Source organism: Streptomyces sp. NPDC026659 (assembly GCF_040638245.1).
GTDB lineage: Bacteria > Actinomycetota > Actinomycetes > Streptomycetales > Streptomycetaceae > Streptomyces.
In genome coordinates this window covers 159,609-180,540 of record NZ_JBEZXY010000014.1, presented here as the reverse complement: position 1 = coordinate 180,540, position 20,932 = coordinate 159,609, and the positions used below count along the sequence as shown (strand labels likewise).

At 73.0% G+C, this 20,932-nt stretch carries 17 protein-coding genes and 1 tRNA gene; 12 read left to right on the top strand and 6 right to left on the bottom strand.

The window, feature by feature from the left end:
- Positions 1-26: 26 nt before the first annotated feature.
- The 5 genes from AB0E91_RS29480 to AB0E91_RS29460 form a co-directional block, all read right to left on the bottom strand.
- On the bottom strand, positions 27-374 hold the full coding sequence (locus tag AB0E91_RS29480; RefSeq protein ID WP_161183648.1) for a tetratricopeptide repeat protein: 348 nt from the start codon (positions 372-374) through the stop codon (positions 27-29).
- Between the two features lie 92 nt (positions 375-466).
- Positions 467-1,864: an FAD-dependent monooxygenase gene (locus tag AB0E91_RS29475; RefSeq protein WP_361788095.1), complete on the bottom strand. Its 1,398-nt coding sequence runs from the start codon at positions 1,862-1,864 to the stop codon at positions 467-469.
- Entirely contained in the window at positions 1,857-3,140 is a 1,284-nt protein-coding gene (locus AB0E91_RS29470; protein ID WP_361788093.1) for an MAB_1171c family putative transporter, read from the bottom strand. Before AB0E91_RS29470 ends, AB0E91_RS29475 begins: the two co-directional genes overlap by 8 nt.
- Positions 3,137-3,733, bottom strand: a complete 597-nt coding sequence (locus AB0E91_RS29465; RefSeq protein ID WP_361788091.1) for a toxin — start codon at positions 3,731-3,733, stop codon at positions 3,137-3,139. The genes AB0E91_RS29470 and AB0E91_RS29465 overlap by 4 nt, the downstream gene beginning before the upstream one ends.
- A gap of 209 nt (positions 3,734-3,942) precedes the next feature.
- Positions 3,943-4,665, bottom strand: coding sequence for a DUF2071 domain-containing protein (locus AB0E91_RS29460; RefSeq protein WP_361788089.1), 723 nt, complete (start codon positions 4,663-4,665; stop codon positions 3,943-3,945).
- A 180-nt stretch (positions 4,666-4,845) separates the two neighbouring features.
- Between AB0E91_RS29460 and AB0E91_RS29455 the strand changes: the two genes are divergently transcribed.
- The 12 genes from AB0E91_RS29455 to AB0E91_RS29400 all read left to right on the top strand — a co-directional run bounded on the left by AB0E91_RS29455 (position 4,846) and on the right by AB0E91_RS29400 (position 20,724).
- Entirely contained in the window at positions 4,846-5,862 is a 1,017-nt protein-coding gene (locus AB0E91_RS29455; protein ID WP_361788087.1) for a permease, read from the top strand.
- Positions 5,859-6,572, top strand: a complete 714-nt coding sequence (locus AB0E91_RS29450; RefSeq protein WP_361788085.1) for a TIGR03943 family protein — start codon at positions 5,859-5,861, stop codon at positions 6,570-6,572. The genes AB0E91_RS29455 and AB0E91_RS29450 overlap by 4 nt, the downstream gene beginning before the upstream one ends.
- A 19-nt stretch (positions 6,573-6,591) precedes the next feature.
- A complete protein-coding gene (locus AB0E91_RS29445; RefSeq protein WP_361788083.1) occupies positions 6,592-7,329 on the top strand; it encodes a DUF6193 family natural product biosynthesis protein in 738 nt (245 codons plus the stop codon).
- Positions 7,330-7,460: 131 nt separating this feature from the next.
- Positions 7,461-8,609, top strand: a complete 1,149-nt coding sequence (locus AB0E91_RS29440; protein ID WP_361788081.1) for an acyl-CoA dehydrogenase family protein — start codon at positions 7,461-7,463, stop codon at positions 8,607-8,609.
- Complete coding sequence (locus tag AB0E91_RS29435; protein ID WP_361788079.1) at positions 8,609-9,463, top strand: phosphate/phosphite/phosphonate ABC transporter substrate-binding protein; 855 nt, start codon at positions 8,609-8,611, stop codon at positions 9,461-9,463. Before AB0E91_RS29440 ends, AB0E91_RS29435 begins: the two co-directional genes overlap by 1 nt.
- Positions 9,460-10,665: a ferritin-like domain-containing protein gene (locus tag AB0E91_RS29430; protein WP_361788077.1), complete on the top strand. Its 1,206-nt coding sequence runs from the start codon at positions 9,460-9,462 to the stop codon at positions 10,663-10,665. The genes AB0E91_RS29435 and AB0E91_RS29430 overlap by 4 nt, the downstream gene beginning before the upstream one ends.
- A 10-nt stretch (positions 10,666-10,675) precedes the next feature.
- Positions 10,676-11,872 (top strand): cysteine desulfurase family protein, encoded by a 1,197-nt coding sequence (locus tag AB0E91_RS29425; protein ID WP_361788075.1) that lies wholly within the window; start codon positions 10,676-10,678, stop codon positions 11,870-11,872.
- A gap of 90 nt (positions 11,873-11,962) precedes the next feature.
- A complete protein-coding gene (gene fdh, locus AB0E91_RS29420; RefSeq protein WP_361788073.1) occupies positions 11,963-15,301 on the top strand; it encodes a formate dehydrogenase in 3,339 nt (1,112 codons plus the stop codon).
- The gene (locus tag AB0E91_RS29415; RefSeq protein ID WP_361788071.1) at positions 15,298-16,383 is read left to right on the top strand and encodes a 4Fe-4S dicluster domain-containing protein; all 1,086 of its coding nucleotides are present in this window, start codon (positions 15,298-15,300) and stop codon (positions 16,381-16,383) included. Before fdh ends, AB0E91_RS29415 begins: the two co-directional genes overlap by 4 nt.
- Entirely contained in the window at positions 16,380-17,471 is a 1,092-nt protein-coding gene (gene nrfD, locus AB0E91_RS29410; RefSeq protein WP_361788069.1) for an NrfD/PsrC family molybdoenzyme membrane anchor subunit, read from the top strand. Before AB0E91_RS29415 ends, nrfD begins: the two co-directional genes overlap by 4 nt.
- A 116-nt stretch (positions 17,472-17,587) precedes the next feature.
- Positions 17,588-18,952 (top strand): L-seryl-tRNA(Sec) selenium transferase, encoded by a 1,365-nt coding sequence (selA, locus tag AB0E91_RS29405; RefSeq protein ID WP_361788067.1) that lies wholly within the window; start codon positions 17,588-17,590, stop codon positions 18,950-18,952.
- A 2-nt stretch (positions 18,953-18,954) separates the two neighbouring features.
- The gene (locus tag AB0E91_RS29400; RefSeq protein WP_361788065.1) at positions 18,955-20,724 is read left to right on the top strand and encodes a SelB C-terminal domain-containing protein; all 1,770 of its coding nucleotides are present in this window, start codon (positions 18,955-18,957) and stop codon (positions 20,722-20,724) included.
- Between the two features lie 32 nt (positions 20,725-20,756).
- Here the strand turns inward: AB0E91_RS29400 and AB0E91_RS29395 are convergent.
- A tRNA-Sec gene (locus AB0E91_RS29395) sits at positions 20,757-20,852 on the bottom strand.
- Positions 20,853-20,932: the final 80 nt, after the last annotated feature.

Here is a 20,932-nt window from a genome sequence, read left to right as displayed (position 1 = left end):
CGCCGGAAGGGGCCCCGGCCCGCCGGTCACTCCTGCGGGAAGTCGCCCGCGAGCGCGGACGCGATGCGCAGGTGCGGCTCCGCCTCCGTGTGCCGTGCCTGGCGTTCGAGCGTGCGGCCCAGCATCAGACGGGCATAGTGCTCCACCGGGTCGCGCTCCACGATGGTCCGCAGCTCCGCCTCCGCGCGGCCGAGCTGTGCGGAGTGGTAGTAGGCGCGGGCCAGCAGCAGCCGGGGCGCGGTCTGCTCCGGCACCTCCTCGACCAGCCCGGCGAGGACCTTCGCGGCGCGCGCGTAGTCCTTGGCGTCGAAGAACATGCCCGCCCGCTCCCAGCGCTCGGCGAGGGTGCCGTGGTCGTAGTACGTGGTGTCCACTGGTGACCTCCTTCGCCGGGTACAACCCACCGAGGTTGTTGAATATTTCACTACATTGCGTGGTGATCGCGTGACGGTCGTCACGCGGAGCGTCAGTCGGTGAGGGACTTCAGCTCCTCCTCGGTCAGCGGGGCCCGCGACAGGAACGGCCGCTTGGGGCCGAAGAGCATCGGTACGAGCATGTCGGGGGAGAAGAGGCGGGTCGCGGGCTTCTCCAGGCTCATCACGTCGAGGAGCGCCCCGAGGGCGCGCGGATTGCGGGCGCCGGTGGCGACGGCGCGGTCCACGAAGGCCGCGAGGGCGCGCTCGGCGCGGTTCGGCGGACGGTCGCTCGCGCCCGGGTAGCGCACGTCCTGCCCGATGGCCAGCTCCCACGCGGCGGCGACCGGCCGCGTCACCGCGCGCTGCAGCCGCCGCCCGGTGCCGGGACGGGCGAGCCCGTCGGCGCCGGTCAGCGCGCCGAGCGCGAGGGCGCTCTGGGCGGCGACCGTGATGCCGTGTCCGTAGACGGGGTTGTAGCCCGCGACGGCGTCCCCGGTCACCACGAAACCGTCGGGCCACCCGCGCAGCTTCTCGAAGTAGCGGCGCCGGTTGGCGGTGCTCCGGGTGGTCACGACCTCCCCGAGCGGCTCGGCGTCGCGGATCAGCTCCCCGATGACCGGGTCGCCGAGCTTCAGCGCGAAATCGGTGAACTCGGCCGGATCTCCGGTGGGTTCACCGCCCCGGGTGCCCGAGAGCGTGACGATCCAGCGGCCGTCCTCGATGGGCAGGATGATGCCGCCGCGCCCCGGCGCCTTGGCCGGGTTCGCCTGCACGTTGACGAGCGGGAAGGGCAGCTCCAGGCTCCCGGCGGGGGCGCGGAACAGCCGCGTGGCGTAGGCGACCCCGGCGTTCACCTCGCGCTCCGCGACCTCGGGAAGCCCCAACTCCCCGAGCCAGCGCGGCGCCCGGGAGCCCCGGCCCGAGGCGTCGACCACCAGATCGGCGGCCAGCGTCTCCTCGCCGTCCCGCCCCTCCGTGCGCACGCGGACGCCGGTGACACGTGCCGCCTCTCCCGCGAGACCGAGTGCGGTGGTGTCCTGACGCAATGTCAGACGCGGATCGGCGAGGACGCGTTCGCGGAGTACGCCGTCCAACAGGTCGCGCGAGCAAACCAGGTTGCGGTGATGGGTGGCGGTGAAGCGGCGGAACCAGACCTCGTTGGGGGCGCGGGACACCATCTCGGCCATGATGGGCACCAGGCGCGCCCCCCGCTCCACCAGCTCCTCCACGAACCCCGGCAGCAGTTCCCGGAACGCGAGCACCCCGCCCGACCAGACCAGATGCGCGTGCCGGCCCTGGGGCACACCCCGGCGCGGTGCGGGACCAACAGGCAGCGTGTCCCGCTCGATCACGGTCACGTCGGCGTGCTCGACGAGTGCCGCCGCCGCGAGAAGGCCGCCGATACTGGCGCCGATGACGACAGCGGTGGGCCGGGGAACGTCAGACATGGGTGCTCATGCTTTCTTCGGGAATCACCCGTCGGCGGACGGGGTCGATGATCCGTGCGCGGTGGAACACACGGGAGATGGCCTCGATCTCGTCCTCGTCGCCGCTGATCCGCACGGGGTCCGCGGAGCGGGCGGGGCCGGTGCCGCGGGGGTCGTCCGGGGCTCGGTCGCTCAGAGCTCGGTCGCCCGGGGTGTGCGCGGACGGGGTGGGCGAGGCCGGGGGTTGCGCGGCCGGGGTGCGTACGGCCGTCAGCGCGGCCCGCACGGTGACGGCCCCGGCGACGCCCAGCGCCGTCCGCCCGTCGTGCCCGGCGGCGCGGGCCACGTCGTACGACCGCTGCCACACGTCCTCGTCGAGAAGGGGCGCGAGGCGCAGCAGGCCGTCGTGGATGCGCTGGCGGCGCTGGAGCAGCTTGAGGTCGAGGGGAGCGAGGCGGCCGACGCTGGCCGGGGGCGCGGACGGCCCGACCGCGCGCAGGGCCGACTCCAGCGGGCGCAGCCGGTGGAAGCTGATCCGGTCGCGGGTCCACTTCTCCAGGAAGGGTCCGGCCTGCGGCACGATGAACCCGATGCCGACCAGCGTGGCGTCCAGGATCGCGAAGGGCGGCGCCAGCCGGGTCGACAGCCAGTCCCAGTCGGTGCCGCTCCAACGCGCGCCCACGGCGGCGAACTTGGCGATGTCGAAGACCAGCCCGAAGGCGTAGCCCGCCTGGAGGAACACCAGTCCGGCCTTGAGCCAGGTGTCGCGCACCCGGGATGTCCATGTCCAGATGAGATACGCGGCGACCAGTGCGGACACCATGTGCGCGAGGAGATAGAGCAGGATGTGCCAGCGCATCCAGGGTTCGCAGGCGTAGTAGGTGTCCAGGTCGTGGACGCGCTCGTCCGGTACGTCCGCGAGCAGGAAGGTGATCCACAGCGCGACGACGATCCCGGTGTAGATGAGCCAGATGCGCCGGATCGTGCGGCCGCGGCGCGGGGACGGCTCGTCCCGCCAGGTGACGACCATCGCCAGACACGAGCCGCAGAACGCGGTCAGGAGTGAATAGACCCAGGGGGCCGCGATGTTGGGCACGCCGGTGGCCGTGTTGATCCCGTGGATGCCGGCCGGGGAGACCGAGACGAACACGGCGGCGGCCAGCAGCAGGAGCAGCGTCGTCGCGCGGACGTCCGGGTCCTTCCAGGCGCGGACGAACGTCGGGGTCTTCAGGGCCAGCGCCAGCGCCAGGAGCACGGCGGGCACGGCGTAGGGGAGATGGGGGACCGTCGGGGTCATCTCGGCAGCTGCCCGCCCCGGTTGAGGAGGGAGAGCCGGATACGGCCTTCCAGTGTCGTGGAGTTGACCGGGCCGCGGGCGTACCGGCCGGGTATCCAGGTCCGTAACTCCCGGCCGAAGAGCAGGCCGAACGTCTCCGCGTCCCGCTCGTGCCGGTCGGCCGATCCGGCGCGGGCGGCGACGGCGGGCAGGGTCTCGCGGGGCACCTCGCGCGCGGCGAGGATGCGCGCCGCCGTCCGCCGTACCGCCTCGGTGGCCCGCTCGGGGCCGGGAGCGCGCGCGTCAGTGGTGTGATGTCCGTGCCCGCCCTGTTCCTCGTGCCACAACTCGTGTCCGAGGATGACCAGTTGGGACTCCGGCGGGGTGCGTTCCTCCACCACGACGATGGACCGGTCGCCGCAGTCGAGTCGCAGCCCGGACGCCGGGACGTCCTCGGGGAAGGCCCGAAAAATCAGGTCGATCGGACGGCCGCGACGCCTGCTCATGGCGGCGCAGAACGTGCTCATGACCACGCGTGGCTCGGCGGGCGGGGTGAGCGTCCTGGACGCCTCGGCCACCAGCCCGGCCAGCAGTGACTTCATCGCCCTGGTCATCGTCGGCTGTCTCCCTCGTCGGACCCGACCATCCGGACCACAGGTGTCGGCGGGGGCGTGCCGCCTCGCGACGGCGTGGGGGTGCGGTGCGCGTGTGGTGCGCATGACAGCCTATGCGGGGGCGGTGCGCCGATCAACGACGACCCGGGGTCGGGACGCCGACGGCTTGCTCACGTACCTCGCGGCGCGCCTCGACCCGGATGGGCCCGTCAGTGACGGCCGACTCCCCGCACCGGACGCGCCACGCCCAGCCGTACATCCCGCACCGGCCGCGAGAAGTGCACGACGGGCGCGCCGAGCGGAGCGGGCAGGCCCGCCGCGGCCGTCAGGTTCTCCTCCAGCGCCTCGACCCTCGCGGAGTTCAGCGGCCAGGGTTCGTGCTCCACCGGGCTCTCCCACAGCAGCCCCGCGCGGCGCGTGTACGCCCGCCGGCGCGAGACCAGCCAGTGGTCCCGCTCCGTCAACTCGATGGGATCACCGGGCCGGACGGCCATCCGGTAGCGGGCATCGCCGGTCCAGCGCGAGCCGGAGTACACGACGGTGTCCCCACTCCTGCGCAGGTCCACGCTCCCCGGTGTGTACGGCGCCCCGATGACGCGCGCCGCCCACATCGCCGGGCAGCCGACGTCGACCGAGAACAGCCACAACCCGTCCCGGCCACCGCGGTGCCGGACGTAGGTGCGCAGATTGGTCTGCGGGAAGTCCGGGAGCGCGGGCAGCGCCGAGGGCATCCCCAGGAGACGTACGTCCGCCATGAGGAACAGGGCGAGCGACACCCAGGCGGTCCCGTCGTACCGGTCGACGGTCAACTCCTCGGGCAGCAGGGCCTGTACCGCCTCCGGGTCCATGGGCCAGTGGACGAACGTCAGCGTCCGCCACCGCGCCCGTATGACGGGCACCCGCACCCGCTCCTCCGCCGCACAGGACACCATGCCCCGGCGAGTCCCCAGTCGCGGGCCGGGGAAAACCCACGGGCACGGGTCGGGGAAGCCCGCGGGCACGGACAGGGAAACCCGCGGGCACAGGCCGGGGAAACCCGCCCATGAGGCGTCTTACCTTCGGTCGCTATGTTGAGCCGATCGTATGAGGAACGGCTGACGGGTCGGGGCGGGATGCAGCAGACGCAGGAACGGGTCCAGGAGACAGCCGCGCCACCGGGCCCCGCCGCCCCGGGCCTGCTGCGCAACAAACCCCTCCTCTTCCTGGGCGCGGCCGTGCTGCCCGGCGCGCTGGTCTTCCTCGTCGGGCGATGGGGCGACGCGCCGGCCGTGCAGGCGTGGCGGACCGTCGCGCTCGCCGTGGTCCTCCAGGCGACGCCGTTCATGCTGCTCGGCACCGCGCTCTCCGGGGCCATCAACGCGTTCGTCCCGGCCTCCGTCTTCACCCGGCTGCTCCCGAAACGGGCCGCGCTCGCGGTGCCGGTCGCCGGGGTCGCGGGCGTGGCGCTGCCCGGCTGCGAGTGCGCGTCGGTGCCGGTCGCCAACAGCCTGATCGGGCGCGGGGTCGAGCCCGCCGCCGCGTTCGCCTTCCTGCTCTCCGCGCCCGCCGTCAACCCGGTCGTGCTGACCGCCACCGCCGTCGCCTTTCCCGGGCAGCCCGTGATGGTGGTGGCCCGGCTGGTGACCTCGCTCCTCGTCTCCGCCCTCATGGGCTGGCTGTGGCTGTGGCGGGGCAAGGCGGAGTGGCTGCGGCCCACTTCACGGCACACCGGACACCACCATGGGCACAGCCGCTGGGCGGAGTTCCGCGCGGGCGTCCAGCACGACTTCCTGCACGCGGGCGGCTTCCTGGTCGTCGGCGCGCTCGCGGCGGCCACCTTCAACGTCGCCGTACCGCCCTCCCTGCTCGACGCGTTCACCGGTTCCGCGTGGCTGGCGGTGCCGTTCCTCGCCGGACTCGCCGTCCTGCTCGCGGTCTGCTCCGAGGCCGACGCCTTCGTGGCCGCCTCGCTGACCGGCTTCTCACCGGTCGCGCGGCTGACGTTCATGGTGGTCGGTCCCATGGTCGACCTGAAGCTCATCGCCCTTCAAGCGGGCACCTTCGGGCGGGCGTTCGCGCTCCGCTTCTCCAGCGCCACGGTGGTCGTGGCCGTCCTGTGCAGCGCCCTGATCGGAGGAGTACTGCTGTGAAACGCCCCGTCCAGGCGGCCCTGCTCCTCCTCAGCGGCCTCGGGCTGCTCCAGGCCGCCCTCTTCTCCGACCTGTATCTGCGGTACGTCAAGGCGGGGATGAAGCCCCTCCTGATCGCCTCCGGCGTCATCCTGCTGATCCTCGGGGCGACCCAGGCGTGGACGGCGTTCCGCAGCGCCCCGCACGAGGGCGAACACCCGCCGCCACGCGTCGCTTGGCTCCTCTTCCTGCCCGCCCTGAGCCTCCTCCTCTACGCCCCGCCCTCCCTCGGCGCCTACACCGCCGCCCGGGAGACACCCCGCGCGACGGCCGCCGACGTCTCCGACGCGGACTTCGACCCGCTGCCCGCGACCTCCCCGCTGCCCAGCACCCTCGGCGACTTCACCCACCGGGTGCAGCAGGACCACACCAAGGCGATCGGAAAGCGCACCATCCTGATGACCGGCTTCGCCACCCCCGCAGCCAAGGGCGACGGCTGGGACCTGACCCGGCTCATCATCAACTGCTGCGCGGCGGACGCCCAGTCGGTCAAGGTCCGCATGTACGGCCACCCTTCGCCGAAGCCCAACACCTGGGTCACCGTCACCGGCACCTGGCACCCGCACGGCCGCCTCGGCACCGCCTCCGCCGAAGTCGCCCTGGACGTACGCACCTTGAAGAAGGTCCAGCGCCCGACCAACAGCTACATGGACGCCCTGCTGCCGGGCTGACCCCGGTCATACTGCGGGGATGAACCCTGACATGAAGCCCGACCCGTATCCCGAACTGGCCGCAGCGGGCGGCTTCGTGGCGGCGCTGGAGCGGGAGGCGGCCCGGCTCGGTCTCGACCTCACGGCGCGACCCAACGCAGCGGCGCCCCGCACTTCGGCGTACATCCCCTCCGTCGTCGCCGAGCGTGATCCGCTCGGCGTGCACATCATCGGGTCCGAGAGCCGCCTTTTCCGCGTAGAGGGAGGGAGTCAGGGCATCTCGCTCGTCAGCGGCTGGACGTCCGACCTGCAGGACGTGGTCCGGGCTGGTGCCGCTTGGAGCCGGGGCGCGAGCCTGCGCGAGATGCGGGCCGAAGCGCCCTTCCTGAGCTACGACGAACTCGCCGAGGCCCATGAGTGCGGGCCCGCCGCCGTGGTCGAGTCGCAGTGGCGGGCCATGCGGCGACAGGCCGCCAAGGCGCCGGACTTTCCCGAGTTCGCCGCCCTCGTGGAGGCGGCCCACGCCGAACCCCGGCTGCGGCAGCTCTACGTCTTCTCCAGCCACTGGACGCTCGGCTTCAGCTCCTGCACCGGATGCCCCTTCCGGGGCGAGATCGCCATCGTCCCGCCCGTTGGGGCTCTGTACCGTGTGCGGAGGAGGCCGATGTCCGAGAACCTGGACGAGGCCGCCACCGCCGAGGAAGCCGTCGCCCTGGCCGTGTCCCACCTCCGTGCCGACCTCGGCCCGGCGATCTCGGGCACCGCCCGACGGGACTGAACCAGGGTAAACCGAACCCGTTTTCGCGGCTTCACCCCCGCCGGTGAAGCCGTTTCCGCTTGCACGGGGGCTACTGCTTGACTGCCCCGCGACAGGGAGTATTCAGGCGCTAACCACCCAAGGTGCAGAACATGCAGACGACGGAATCCCCGTACATCCGAACCGAGGACTTCGAGGCCGTGATCCGCGAGGTCATCGCGCCCCTGGCCGATGAGATCGACCGCGCGGGGCGCTTCCCGGGTGAGGGCATCCGGGCGCTCGGCGAGGCCGGGCTGCTCGGGCTGATCAGCTCGCGGGAGAGCGGCGGGGCGGGCGCGGGTATGCGCGAGGCCGCCCAGGTGATCGAGCGGCTCGCGGGCGCCTGCGGTTCGACCGCCATGGTGCTGCTCATGCACTACGCGGCCGTCACCGTCCTCGACCGGTACGCCTCCGAGGAGGTGCGCCGCGAGATCGCCGCCGGGAACCACCTGAGCAGCCTCGCCTTCTCCGAGCGCGGCTCCCGCAGCCACTTCTGGGCCCCCGTCGGCACCGCCACCCCCGAAGGCGCCGACACCGTCCTCCTGGACGCGCAGAAGTCCTGGATCACCTCGGCCGGAGAGGCCGACAGCTACGTCTGGTCCAGCAAGCCGCTGGAGGCGGAGGGCGTGATGTCGCTGTGGCTGGTCCCCAGCGACAGCGCCGGACTGGACGTGCGCGGCCCGTACGACGGATTCGGGCTGCGCGGCAACGCCTCGAGCCCCGTCTCCGCGAAGTCCGTCTCCGTACCCCGCACCGCCCTGCTCGGCACCGACGGGGAGGGCTTGGGCACCGCCCTCGAAGTGGTGCTGCCGTACTTCCTGGTGCTCAGCGCCGCCTTCTCGCTCGGCGTCACCGAGGCCCTGCTGAACCTCACCGCCACCCACCTGCGCGAGACCCGTCTCGTCCACCTGGACCAGACGCTGGCCGAACAGCCGATCGCCCGCAACCAGTACGCCGCGCTGCGGCTGCGCGCCGACGCGCTGCGCGCGATGCTGGAAGCGACACTCACCGCCGTGGAGAACGGAAGCCCGGAGGCCACCCTGCGAGTCCTCCAGATCAAGGCCCTCGCCGCCGAGACCGCCGCCGAGGTGGCCGACGGCACGATGCGCCTGTGCGGTGGCGCCGCCTTCCGCCGCGAGACCGGTGTCGAACGCCGCTTCCGCGACGCCCTCGCCGCCCGCGTGATGGCCCCCACCACCGAGGCCCTGCACGACTTCTGCGGCCGCGCCGAGCTGGGCCTGCCGCTCTTCGAGGGGGCCTGATGACCGAGCTGCTCCTCGGCGCCGTCGCGTACGACCCCAAGGTCGTGACCATCTGGTCCGGCTTCCGGGACTGGCTGCGCGAACAGGACCTCCCCTTCGACTTCGTGCTCTACGCCCACTACGAACGCCAGGCGCAGGACCTGGTCGACGGCCGCATCGACGCCGCCTGGCACTCCCCGCTGGCCTGGCTGCGCACCCGCCGCCTGGCCGACGCGCAGGACACGGACGTACGCGGGCTCGTCATGCGCGACACCGACCGCGATCTGACCTCCGTCGTCGTGGTCCGCGCCGACAGCGCGATCCGCGAGCCCGCCGACCTCAAGGACAGGACCGTCGCCGTCGGCGCCGTCGACTCGCCCCAGTCCACCCTCATCCCGCTGCACCATCTCGCCGACCTCGGCCTGGAGCCGGGCACCGACTTCGCGGTGCTCCGCCACGACATCGGGGTCGGCCTGCACGGCGACCACATCGGCGGCGAGCGCGACGCGGCCCGCGCCCTGATGGCGGGCGAGGCGGACGCCGCCTGCATGATCGACGCCAACCATCTGCTGTTCGGCCAGGAGGGCACCCTCCCGCCCGGCGCCACCCGGATCCTCACCCAGACCGCGCCCTACGACCACTGCGTCCTGGCCGCCGGACCCTCCATCGACCCCGAACTCGCCGACAGGTTCACGCAGTTGCTGCTCTCCATGTCGTACAGCGACCCCGAGGTGCGCCGCCTCCTCGACCTGGAGGGGCTCACCCGGTGGGTGCCCGCCCGCGAGACCGGGTTCGGGCAGCTCACCGCCGCCGTCGACGCCACCGGCTTCTACGACCCGGGCGGCCGGATCACCGCCGCCGACTACCGGCCATGACCACCAACGCGGCCTCGGCCGACCTCGGCACCCTCGGCTTCGAGCAGGGCGCGCGGCTGCTGCTGACCCGCGTCCTGCGCCAGGTGCCGCCCGGCACCACCGTCGAGATCACCGGGACCGACCCGGCGCTCCCGCTCCACCTCACGGCCTGGTGCCGCCGCGAGGGACACGAGCTGGAGCGGGCCGACCCGCGCGACGCCCCGGTCGTCGCGCGGGTCCGCCCGGGGCCCGCCGCGACCGCCCGGCTGCACGGCGCGGAACGCGCGGGCGGCCCGGCCAGTACCGAGATCGCCGACCGGGCACCCCTGCACTGGGGCCTCGCCGCGCGCGGCGCCCTGGTGGAGGCGGGCGGCCCCGAGATCCCCTTCGCGGTGGCCGACCGCGACGTGGCCTGGACCGAGCTGGCCCCCCGGCTCTACCGCCAGGCCACCGCCTCTCAGTGGAACCCCGAGACGGCCGTCGACTGGGACGCCGAGTTCGCCCTGCCCGACGAGATCGAGGACGCCGTCGTCCAGGTCATGACGTACCTCGTGGAGAACGAGCAGGCCGCCCTGGTCATCCCCGGACGGCTCCTCGCCCAGGTCCACCCGCACTTCCGCGAGGTGCTGCAACTGCTCGCCGTGCAGGCCGCCGACGAGGCCCGGCACGTGGAGGTCTTCACCCGGCGGGCCCTGCTCAAGGGCGGCGAGATGGGCACCTCCTCGGTCGGCGGCCGCGCCTCGCTGGCCACCCTGCTCACCGAGCCCGACTTCTCCATCGCCTCCTTCCTGCTCTCCGTCCTCGGCGAGGGCAGCTTCCTCAACCTCCTGTCCTTTCTGGAACGCCACGCCCCCGACCCCGTCACCCGCCGCATCAGCCACCTGGTCCGCACCGACGAGGCCCGGCACGTCGCCTTCGGCGTCGGCCACCTGGAACACCGGGCCGGAGTCGACCCACTGCTGCACGGACGGCTGCGTGCCGCCGTCGAGCGACGGCACGACGCGCTGATCGGTACCGCCGGACTCAACCAGGACGTCTTCGACTCCCTGGTGCTGCTCGCCGCCGGTTCCTGGGAGCCCGAGGACATCGCCCGGGGCTGGCAGGCGGTCCAGGAACTCCAGAAGGACATGGACGAGGGCCGCCGCCACCGGCTCTCCCGTCTGGGCTTCCCCGACGACGAGGCCGCCGCCCTGTCCGCGCTGCACACCCGCAACTTCATGTGAGGCCCCCGCCGTGAACGGACCGTACGTCGCCCCGCCCGATCCGACCCGCGACGGCGCACGGGTCGTCTACCTCGACCACAACGCCACCACCCCCGTCGACCCCCGCGTGGTCGACGCCATGCTGCCCCTCCTCGCGAGCGGCTTCGGCAACCCCTCCAGCGGCCACGCCTACGCCGCCGCACCCCGCCAGGCGCTGGCCAGGGCCCGCCGCCAGGTCGCCGCGCTCGTCGGCGCCGACCCGGCGGAGATCGTCTTCACCGGCTCCGGGTCCGAGGCGAACAACCTCGCCCTGCGCGGCGCCGTGCTCGCCGCCCCCGAGGGCCGGCGGCGGGTGATCACCCAGGTCACCGAGCACCCCTCCGTCCTGGAGACCTGCCAGGCCCTGCACCGCCTCGACGGCGTCGAGGTCACGTATCTGCCGGTCGACGCGCGCGGCCTGGTCGACCCCGCCGACCTCGCCGCCGCGCTGGACGACCGCACCGCCGTCGTCTCGGTCATGGCCGCCAACAACGAGACCGGCACCCTCCAGCCCGTCGCCGACCTCGCCCGCCTCGCCCACGACCACGGCGCCCTCCTGCACTGCGACGCCGCCCAGGCCGCGGGCAAGGTCCCCCTCGACATCGGAGCCCTCGGCGCCGACCTCCTCACCGTCGTCGGCCACAAGATGTACGCCCCGAAGGGCATCGCCGCCCTCTGCGTCCGCACCGGCGTCCGCCTGGAACCCGTGGTGTACGGCGGCGGCCAGGAGCACGGTCTGCGCGCGGGCACCGAGAACGTCGCCCTCGCGGTCGCCCTCGGCACCGCCGCCGACCTGGCCGCCCGGGAACTCGCGTCGGGCGAGGCACGGCGCCTCACCGAGCTGCGCGACCGCCTGCACCGGGCGCTCGAGCGTGCCCTGCCGGGCCGGGTGCACCTCAACGGCTGCGAGCGCCGCCTGCCCGGCACCCTCAACATCAGCGTCGAGGGCACCACGGGACACGACCTCCTCGCCGCCGCCCCCGGCCTGGCCGCCTCCACCGGGTCCGCCTGCCACAGCGGCGCCCACACCCCCTCGCCCGTGCTGAGCGCCATGGGGTACGACGACACCCGCGCCCTGGGCGCCGTACGCCTCTCGCTGGGCCGCTGGACGAGTGCCGAGGACGTCGACCGGGCGGCCGCCGCACTGGCCGACGCCGCCCGCGCGCTCACCACGGCCCGCACCCTCTGACCTGCCCGCGTTCCCGCCAGGACTTGCGACTCGCTCCCCAGCCGGTAGCGTCGAGATGAGGCTAGGCCCCTTGCGCGAAGGAGCGGGCACATGGTCGTCAAACGGTTGCTGGAACTCTGGCCGGTCTACCGGCAGATCACCGGGGCCGACTGGCTGGGCCGAGGCAAGGCCGTCCAGTCGAAGCGGTCCCGCACGCTCCAGCCACGCACCGAGACGGCGGACCGGGTCGTGCACTCGGTCTGCCCCTACTGCGCGGTGGGCTGCTCGCAGAACGTCTTCGTGAAGGACGAGAAGGTCATCCAGATCGAGGGCAACCCGAACAGCCCCGTCAACCGGGGACGCCTGTGCCCCAAGGGCTCGTGCAGCAAGCAGCTCGTCACCGGGCCGCAGCGCGAGAACTATGTGCTCTACCGGCCGCCGTACGGCACCGAGTGGCAGCGCATGGACATGGACCGGGCCATGGACATGGTGGCCGACCGGGTCCTGGACGCCCGGCGCAGGGGCTGGCAGGACACCGACGAGCAGGGCAGGGTGCTCCGCCGCACCCTGGGCTTCGCGGGTCTCGGCGGCGCGGCGCTGGACAACGAGGAGAACTACCTCATCAAGAAGTTGTTCACCGCCCTCGGCGCCATCCAGATCGAGAACCAGGCCCGTATTTGACACTCCGCCACGGTTCCCGGTCTGGGAACCTCGATCGGACGCGGCGGCGCCACCAACTACCCGGAGGACCTCACCAACTCCGACTGCATCATCCTGATGGGCTCGAACATGGCCGAGGCCCATCCGGTGGCCTTCCAGTGGGTCACCGAGGCCAAGGTGCGCGGCACGAGGGTCATCCACATCGACCCGCGCTTCACCCGCACCAGCGCGCATGCCAACCAGCACGTGCGGATCAGGGTGGGCAGCGACATCGCGTTCCTCGGCGGAGTGGTCAACTACATCCTCTCCAACGACCTGCACTTCAAGGAGTACGTGAAGGCGTACACCAACGCCACGTTCATGGTGAACGAGAACTTCCGGGACACCGAGGAACTGGACGGCCTCTTCAGCGGCTACGACCCCGAGACGGGCAGCTACGACAGCTCCAGCTGGGCGTACGAGACCGTCGAGAAGGGCGCCGACGGACGGCAGGGCAGCACGCTCATCTCCGCCACCCCCGCGCAGGCGAAGGGCGGCCACGAGGCGCCCCCCGGTCCGCCCGGCACGATCGCGACCGACCCCACCATGACGCATCCGCGCTGTGTGCTCCAGGTCCTCAAGCGGCACTACGCCCGGTACACGCCGGAGATGGTCGAGCGGGTCTGCGGCATCACCCAGCAGCAGTTCCTGGACGTCTGCCGCGCCTGGACCGAGAACTCGGGCCGCGAGAAGACCACCGCGCTCATCTACAGCGTGGGCTGGACCCAGCACACCGTCGGCGCCCAGTACATCCGGGCCGGTTCCATCGTCCAGATGCTGCTCGGCAACCTCGGGCGGCCCGGCAGCGGCATCCTCGCCCTGCGCGGTCACGCCAGCATCCAGGGCTCCACGGACATCCCGACCCTGTACAACCTGCTGCCCGGCTACATGCCGATGCCCAACGTCACCCACCACACGCTGGAGAAGTTCGTGGAGGACGTGCGGCACGTCTACCGCAAGGGCTACTGGTGGAACGCCGACGCCTACATGATCTCCCTCCTGAAGGAGTACTGGGGCGACGTGGCCACCCCGGAGAACAACTTCTGCTACGACTACCTGCCACGCATCGACGGCGACCACGGCACCTACCAGACGACCATGGACATGATCGCCGGCAAGGTCTACGGGTACTTCCTGATGGGGCAGAACCCCGCCGTCGGCTCGGCGAACGGGCAGCTCCAGCGGCTCGGCCTGGCCAATCTGGAGTGGCTCGTCGTCCGTGACCTCGCGATGATCGAGAGCGCGACCGTCTGGCGGGACGCACCGGAGATCGAGCGTGGCGAGATCTCCACCGAGAAGTGCCCCACCGAGGTGTTCTTCTTCCCCGCCGCCTCCCACGTGGAGAAGTGCGGCACCTTCACCCAGACGCAGCGCATGATCCAGTGGCGTGACGTGGCCGTCGAACCCATCGACGACCGCCGCTCCGACCTGTGGTTCTTCTACCACCTCGGCCGGATCCTCCGGGAGAAGCTCCAGCACTCCGAGGACGAGCGCGACCGCCCCCTCCTCGACATGGCCTGGGACTACGAGATGGAGGAGGGCGACGAGCCCTCGGCCGCGGACGTCCTGCGCCACATCAACGGCATCGACCTGACGACCGGCCGCACCCTGAGCAGCTACGAGGAACTCAAGAACGACGGCTCCACCAAGTGCGGCTGCTGGATCTACACCGGCGTCTACGCGGACGACACCAACCTGGCGCGGCGGCGCAACTCCCGCTTCGAGCACCCGATCTGGGAAGGCAAGTGGGCCTTCGTCTGGCCGCTGAACCGGCGGATCCTCTACAACCGGGCGTCGGCCGACCCCGAGGGCCGCCCGTGGAGCGCCCGCAAGGCCCTCGTCTGGTGGGACGAGGAGAAGCGGGAATGGGTCGGCGGCGACACGCCCGACTTCCAGCGGCACAAGCCACCGGACTTCCGGCCCGCGCCGGACGCGCACGGTCCGGAGGCACTCTCCGGCGACGACGCCTTCATCATGATGGGCGACGGCAAGGCGGCGCTGTACACGCCGACCGGCCTGGTGGACGGGCCCCTGCCCACCCACTACGAGCCGGAGGAGTCGCCCGTCCGCAACCCCCTGTACGGGCAGCAGTCCAACCCGACGCGGACCATCTACAAGAAGACCTTCAACCCCTACAACCCCTCGCCGCCCCAGCCGCACGAGGAAGTGTTCCCGTACGTGTTCACCGCGTCGCGGTACACCGAGCACCACACGGCCGGCGCGATGAGCCGCACGCTGCCCTACCTCTCGGAGCTGCAACCCGGTCTCACCGTCGAGGTGTCGCCGGAGCTGGCCGCCGAGCGGGGGCTGCACCACATGGGCTGGGCCCACGTGATCACCAGCCGTACCGCGGTGGAGGCCAAGGTGGTCGTCACCGACCGGCTGGCGCCGCTGAAACTCGACGGCCGCACGGTGCACCAGATGTGGATGCCCATCCACTGGGGCAACCTCGGCATCACCGTCGGCGACGTGACCAACGACCTGATCGGCGTCGTGCTCGACTCCAACGTGCTGATCCAGGAGAGCAAGGTCATGACCTGCGACATCCAGCCCGGCCGACGACCCCGCGGCCGCGAACTCCTGGCGTACGTCGAGGAGTACCGGCGCCGCGCCGGGGTCACCCTGGACACCGGCACCCACGAGCTGACGGTCGACTACCCCGAGGACGAGATGTCGTCGGGCGCACCGGACGGGGAGCAGCCGGGCGGGGGCCGCACCGCCACCCCGGGCTACGGACCGGAGGATTCATGAGCACGGACATGGACCACACGGCCGAGGACGCGGCCGGAGGCACCGCCGGGCAGCCGGAGGAGGGCTGGGACAACAGCTTCTTCGGACCGCTGGCCGACCCCGCCGGGGACGCCGGATACCCCGACGACCACCCGCCGCGGATGGGGTTCTTCACCGACACCTCCGTCTGCATCGGCTGCAAGGCCTGCGAGGTCGCCTGCAAGGAGTGGAACGCCGTCCCCGCCGACGGCTTCGAGCTCACCGGTATGTCGTACGACAACACCGGCTCGCTCGGCGCCAGCAGCTGGCGGCACGTCGCCTTCATCGAGCAGGACCTCAGACTCGGCGACCAGGACTCCGGTCTGGTCGGCCTGCCCACCGGCCCCTCCGGCACCGAGACGGCCGCCGAGACCGTCGCAGGCGCGCTCCGCAAGGGCCACCGCGCGGGCGGCGAACTCGGCACCGAACCGGTCGACCTGGGCTTCCCCAGCTTCGACCTGCCCGGCGCCGGGAGCGGCGCGGAGACCCGGCAGGACTTCCGCTGGCTGATGTCCTCCGACGTGTGCAAACACTGCACCCACGCGGGCTGCCTGGACGTCTGCCCGACCGGCGCGCTCTTCCGCACCGAGTTCGGCACCGTCGTCGTCCAGCCCGACATCTGCAACGGCTGCGGCTACTGCGTCTCCGGCTGCCCCTACGGCGTCATCGACCGGCGCCCCGACGACGGCCGCGCCTGGAAGTGCACCCTGTGCTACGACCGGCTCAAGGGCGGCCTCGAACCCGCCTGCGCCAAGGCGTGCCCCACCGACTCCATCCAGTTCGGCGAGCTGGACGAGCTGCGCGAACGCGCCGACCACCGGCTGGCCCAGCTCCAGAACGCGGGCGTGGAGTCCGCCCAGCTCTACGGCCGCGACCCGGAGGACGGCGTCGGCGGCGACGGCGCCTTCTTCCTGCTCCTCGACGAGCCCGAGGTCTACGGACTGCCGCCGGACCCGATCGTCACCACCCGGGACGTGGGCTCCATGTGGAAGCACGCCGGAGTGGCCGGCGCGCTCATGGTGGCCGCGACCGCAGCCGTGTTCTTCAAGGGAGGACGCCGATGACCGAGCACGCGCCCGGCAACGGAGGCGGGCACGCCTCCGGCGACGGCGGCCGCAAGCGGAAGAAGAAGCACGGCGGCGAGGAGTCGATGGTCCCCGACGCCGACTTCAAGTCGTACTACGGCCGCCCCGTACTCAAACCCCCGGTCTGGGAGTGGATGGTCCCCGCCTACCTCCTCACCGGCGGACTCTCGGCGGGCGCCACCCTGCTCTCCGTGGGCGCCGACCTCACCAACCGGCCCGCGCTGTGCCGCTCCTGCCGCATCGGCGGCTTCGGCGCCCTGCTCGCCTCCAGCTACCTCCTCATCGGAGACCTCGGCCGCCCCCTGCGCTTCCACCACATGATGCGCGTGGCCAAGCCGACCTCCCCGATGTCCATGGGCACCTGGATCCTCATGTCCTACGGCCCGGGCAGCTCCCTGGCCGGCATGGTCGAATGCCTGCCGAAGTCCTGGCGCACCCACAGCCGCTACGGCCCCCTGCTCAAGTGGGTCGCCCGGCTGAGCGGCATGTCCGCCGCAGTGATCGCGCCCGCCCTCGCCTCTTACACGGCCGTCCTGCTCGCCGACACCGCCGTGCCCGCCTGGCACGGCGCCTACCGGGAGATGCCGTTCGTCTTCACCGGCTCCGCGGCCGCCAGCGCCGCGGGTCTCGCCCTCGCCACGACGCCGCTCAAGGAGGCGGGCCCCGCCCGCAAACTGGCCGTCCTCGGCGCGGCGATCGAGATCACGGCCGCCCGCCTCATCGACCGCAAGCCGGACTTCGAGACCTCCACCTTCACCCACGGCGAGCCGCACCACCTGCGCCAGACGTCGGAGCGCCTCACCCTCGCCGGCACGCTCGTCGCCGTCACCCTCGCCCGGCGCAGCCGCATCGCCGCCGTGCTCGGCGGACTCGCCCTCGTCGCGGGCAGCGGCTTCCAGCGCTTCGGCACCTTCGAGGCGGGCGTGGAATCCACCAAGGACCCGATCTACGTGGTGAAGCCGCAGCGCGAACGCCTCAATGCCCGGCGCGCGGAACAGGAACGGCAGCGGCAGGAGGAAGAGGCACGGACGCAGGGGCGGCAGGAGGAACAGCAGGGCGGACAGTGACCGGGCGGCGGGGCGGCCCGTGACCGTCCCGGCCGGTGTGGCGCGGGTGCCCCCGGGCCCCGACCGTCGTAGCCTGGCAGGTGCCTCAGCCGGCCAGGCCAGAACGAGGGTGCCCGATGGACCGCCGTCAAGCCTCCGCCACGGACGCCGCCCCGCCCGTCGACGAACGACGGCGGCTGCCCCGTACCGACGTGCTCCTTGCCGACCCCCGGCTCGACGCGGCCGCGCTGCGCCTGGGGCGCGACTTCGTCAAGGAGGTCGTCGCCCGGGTCCAGGACAGGGCCCGCACCGGCGAGGTGCCCGTCGCCGAGATCGCCGACCGCGCGGTGGCCGCCCTGCCCGCCACCGCCTCCGCGCTGCGCCCCGTCCTCAACGCCACCGGCGTCCTGCTGCACACCAACCTCGGCCGCGCCCCGCTCTCCGAAGCCGCCCGCGACGCCGTCCTGGCCGCCTCCGGTACCACCGACGTCGAACTCGACCTCGCCACCGGCGCCCGCTCCCGGCGCGGCCGCTCCGCGCTTGACGCCCTGCGGCGCGCCGTACCGGCCGCCGGGGACGCCCACGTCGTCAACAACGGCGCCGCCGCGCTCGTCCTGGCCGCCACCGCGCTGGCCCAGGGCCGCGAGATCGTCGTCAGCCGGGGCGAGATGGTCGAGATCGGCGACGGCTTCCGCCTGCCCGACCTGCTCGTCTCCACCGGCGCCCGGCTCCGCGAGGTCGGCACCACCAACCGCACCACCCGCGCCGACTACGAAGCCGCCGTCGGCCCCGACACCGGCTTCATCCTCAAGATCCACCCCTCCAACTTCCGCGTCACCGGCTTCACCAGCGAAGCCTCCGTGACCGAACTCGCCGGTCTCGGCGTCCCCGTGATCGCCGACATCGGCTCCGGGCTGCTCACCCCCGAACCCGCCCTGCCCGACGAACCCGACGCCACCACCTGGCTGCGCGCCGGAGCCTCCCTGGTCACCGCCAGCGGCGACAAACTCCTCGGCGGCCCCCAGTGCGGGCTCCTCCTCGGCGACGCCGACCTCGTACGACGCCTGGCCCGGCACCCCCTCGCCCGCGCCCTGCGCGTCGACAAACTCACCCTCGCCGCCCTGGAGGCGACCGTACGCGGACCCCGCACCCCGACCGTCGCCGCGCTCCGCGCCGATGTGGCGGAACTGCGCGAGCGCGCCCAGCGGCTCGCCGCGATGCTCCGCGCCGACGGCGTCGACAGCCGGGGCGTCGACAGCGAGGCCGTCGTCGGCGGCGGCGGCGCCCCCGGCGTCACCCTGCCCAGCGCCGCCGTCTCCCTGCCCGCCGAGTACGCAGCCCGGCTGCGCCAGGCCGACCCCGCCGTGATGACCCGCGTCGAGAACGGCCGCTGCCTGCTCGACCTGCGCGCCGTACCCGAGGACGCCGACGCCCAACTCGCCGAAGCCGTACGGCAGTCCGGGCCCGCCGAGGACACCGAAGCCACCGGAACGGGGAGTTGACCGTGCACGTCGTCGCCACCGCCGGACATGTCGACCACGGCAAGTCCGCCCTGCTGCGCGCCCTCACCGGCATGGAACCCGACCGCTGGGCCGAGGAACGCCGCCGGGGCATGACCCTCGACCTCGGCTTCGTCTGGACCCGCCTGCCCGGCGCGGGTGACCTCGCCTTCGTGGACGTACCCGGACACGAACGCCTCGTGGGCAACATGCTCGCCGGAGTCGGCCCCGTCCCCGCCGTCCTCTTCGTCGTCGCCGCCGACCAGGGCTGGCAGCCCCAGTCCGAGGAACACCTCGCCGTCCTCGACGCGCTCGGTGTACGGCACGGCCTGCTCGCCGTCTCCCGCAGCGACCTCGCGGACCCCGAGGCCACCCGCGAACAGGCCCTCGCCCGCATCGCGGAATCCTCCCTCGGCAAGGTCCCGAGCGTCGCCGTCAGCGCGGTCACCGGCCAGGGCCTGGACGACCTGCGCGCCGCCCTGGTCCGGCTGGCCGGCGAACTGCCCGCCCCGGACCTGGGCGGCGACGTACGGCTGTGGGTGGACCGCGCCTTCACCGTGCGCGGCCACGGCACCGTCGTCACCGGCACCCTCGGCGCGGGCACCCTGCGCGTCGGTGACCGGCTCCAACTGGCGCGCGACGGAGTGCTGTTGCGGGTGCGCGGCCTGGAGAGCCTGAAGGAGACCCGCCAGGAGACCGGCGCGGTCGCCCGGGTCGCCGTCAACGTCACCGGGCCCGGCGCCGGGACGCTGCGCCGGGGCGACGCGCTGCTCACCCCGGGCCGCTGGCTCACCAGCGACACGATCGACGTACGGCTGCGCGGCGACGCCGCCCGCGACCTGCCGCGCGAACTCACCCTCCACGCGGGCTCGGCGGCGGTCCCCGTCACGGTCCGCCCGCTCGGCGAGGACACCGTACGCCTGCGCCTGGCCGCACCGCTCCCGCTGCGCGTCGGCGACGGCGCCCTGCTGCGCGACCCCGGCCGCCACCGCGTCCCGGCCGGGATCACCGTCCTCGACGTCCGCCCGCCCCGGCTCACCCGGCGCGGCGCGGCCGCCGCCCGCGACCTCGAACTGAGCACCACGCCAGGGCGTGCCGACGGCGCCGCCGAACTCCGTCGCCGCGGCCTGATCCGCCGCACCGACCTGCTCGCCATGGGCGTACCGCCCCCCGCCGAACCCGTCGCCGGGGACTGGCTCGCGGACCCGGACCACTGGGCCGCGCTGAAGACCCGCCTGGCGGAAGAGGTCGAGCAGCACGCCGCCCGCCAGCCCCTGGAGCCCGGACTGCCCCCGGAGGAGGCCCGCCAGGCGCTCGGGCTGCCGGACCGCGCCCTCGTCGACGCCCTGCTCGCCCAGTCCCCCGGTCTGCGGCACAGCGAGGGCCGGATCTACGGCGCGGAGGCCCGCCCGAACCTCCCGCCCGAGGTCGAGGCAGCCGTCGCACGAGTACGTGAGGACCTCACCCGCGAGCCGTTCCACGCCCCGGACGCCGACCGGCTGCGCGAACTCGGGCTCACGCCGAAGCTGTTGGCGGCGGCCGAGGCGGCGGGCGCGCTCCTGCGCATCGACAAGGGTCTCGTGCTGCTGCCGGGGGCCGATGCCCGGGCCGCCGCCGTGCTCGCCCGGCTGGAGCAGCCGTTCACCGCGAGCCAGGCCTGCCGGGCACTGCACACCACCCGCCGGGTCGGCATCCCGCTCCTGGAGTATCTGGACCGGCACGGCCACACCGTGCGCGTGGAGGGCGCCCTGCGGCGCTGCCGGAGCGCGGAATGAGCGGGGTTCCCCGGCTGAGAGAGCGCGGGTACTGGCGGAGACGGACGGGAATCGAACCCGCCTGCCCGAGTTGCTCGGACACCTCGGTTTTGAAGACCGGGAGGGCCACCAGGCACCCTTACGTCTCCCCGCGGGCCGTCACGGGACGGATGCCCCGGGCCACGCGGCCATGGAACCCCCGCCCCCGCCCCGAGTCAACACGCCACAC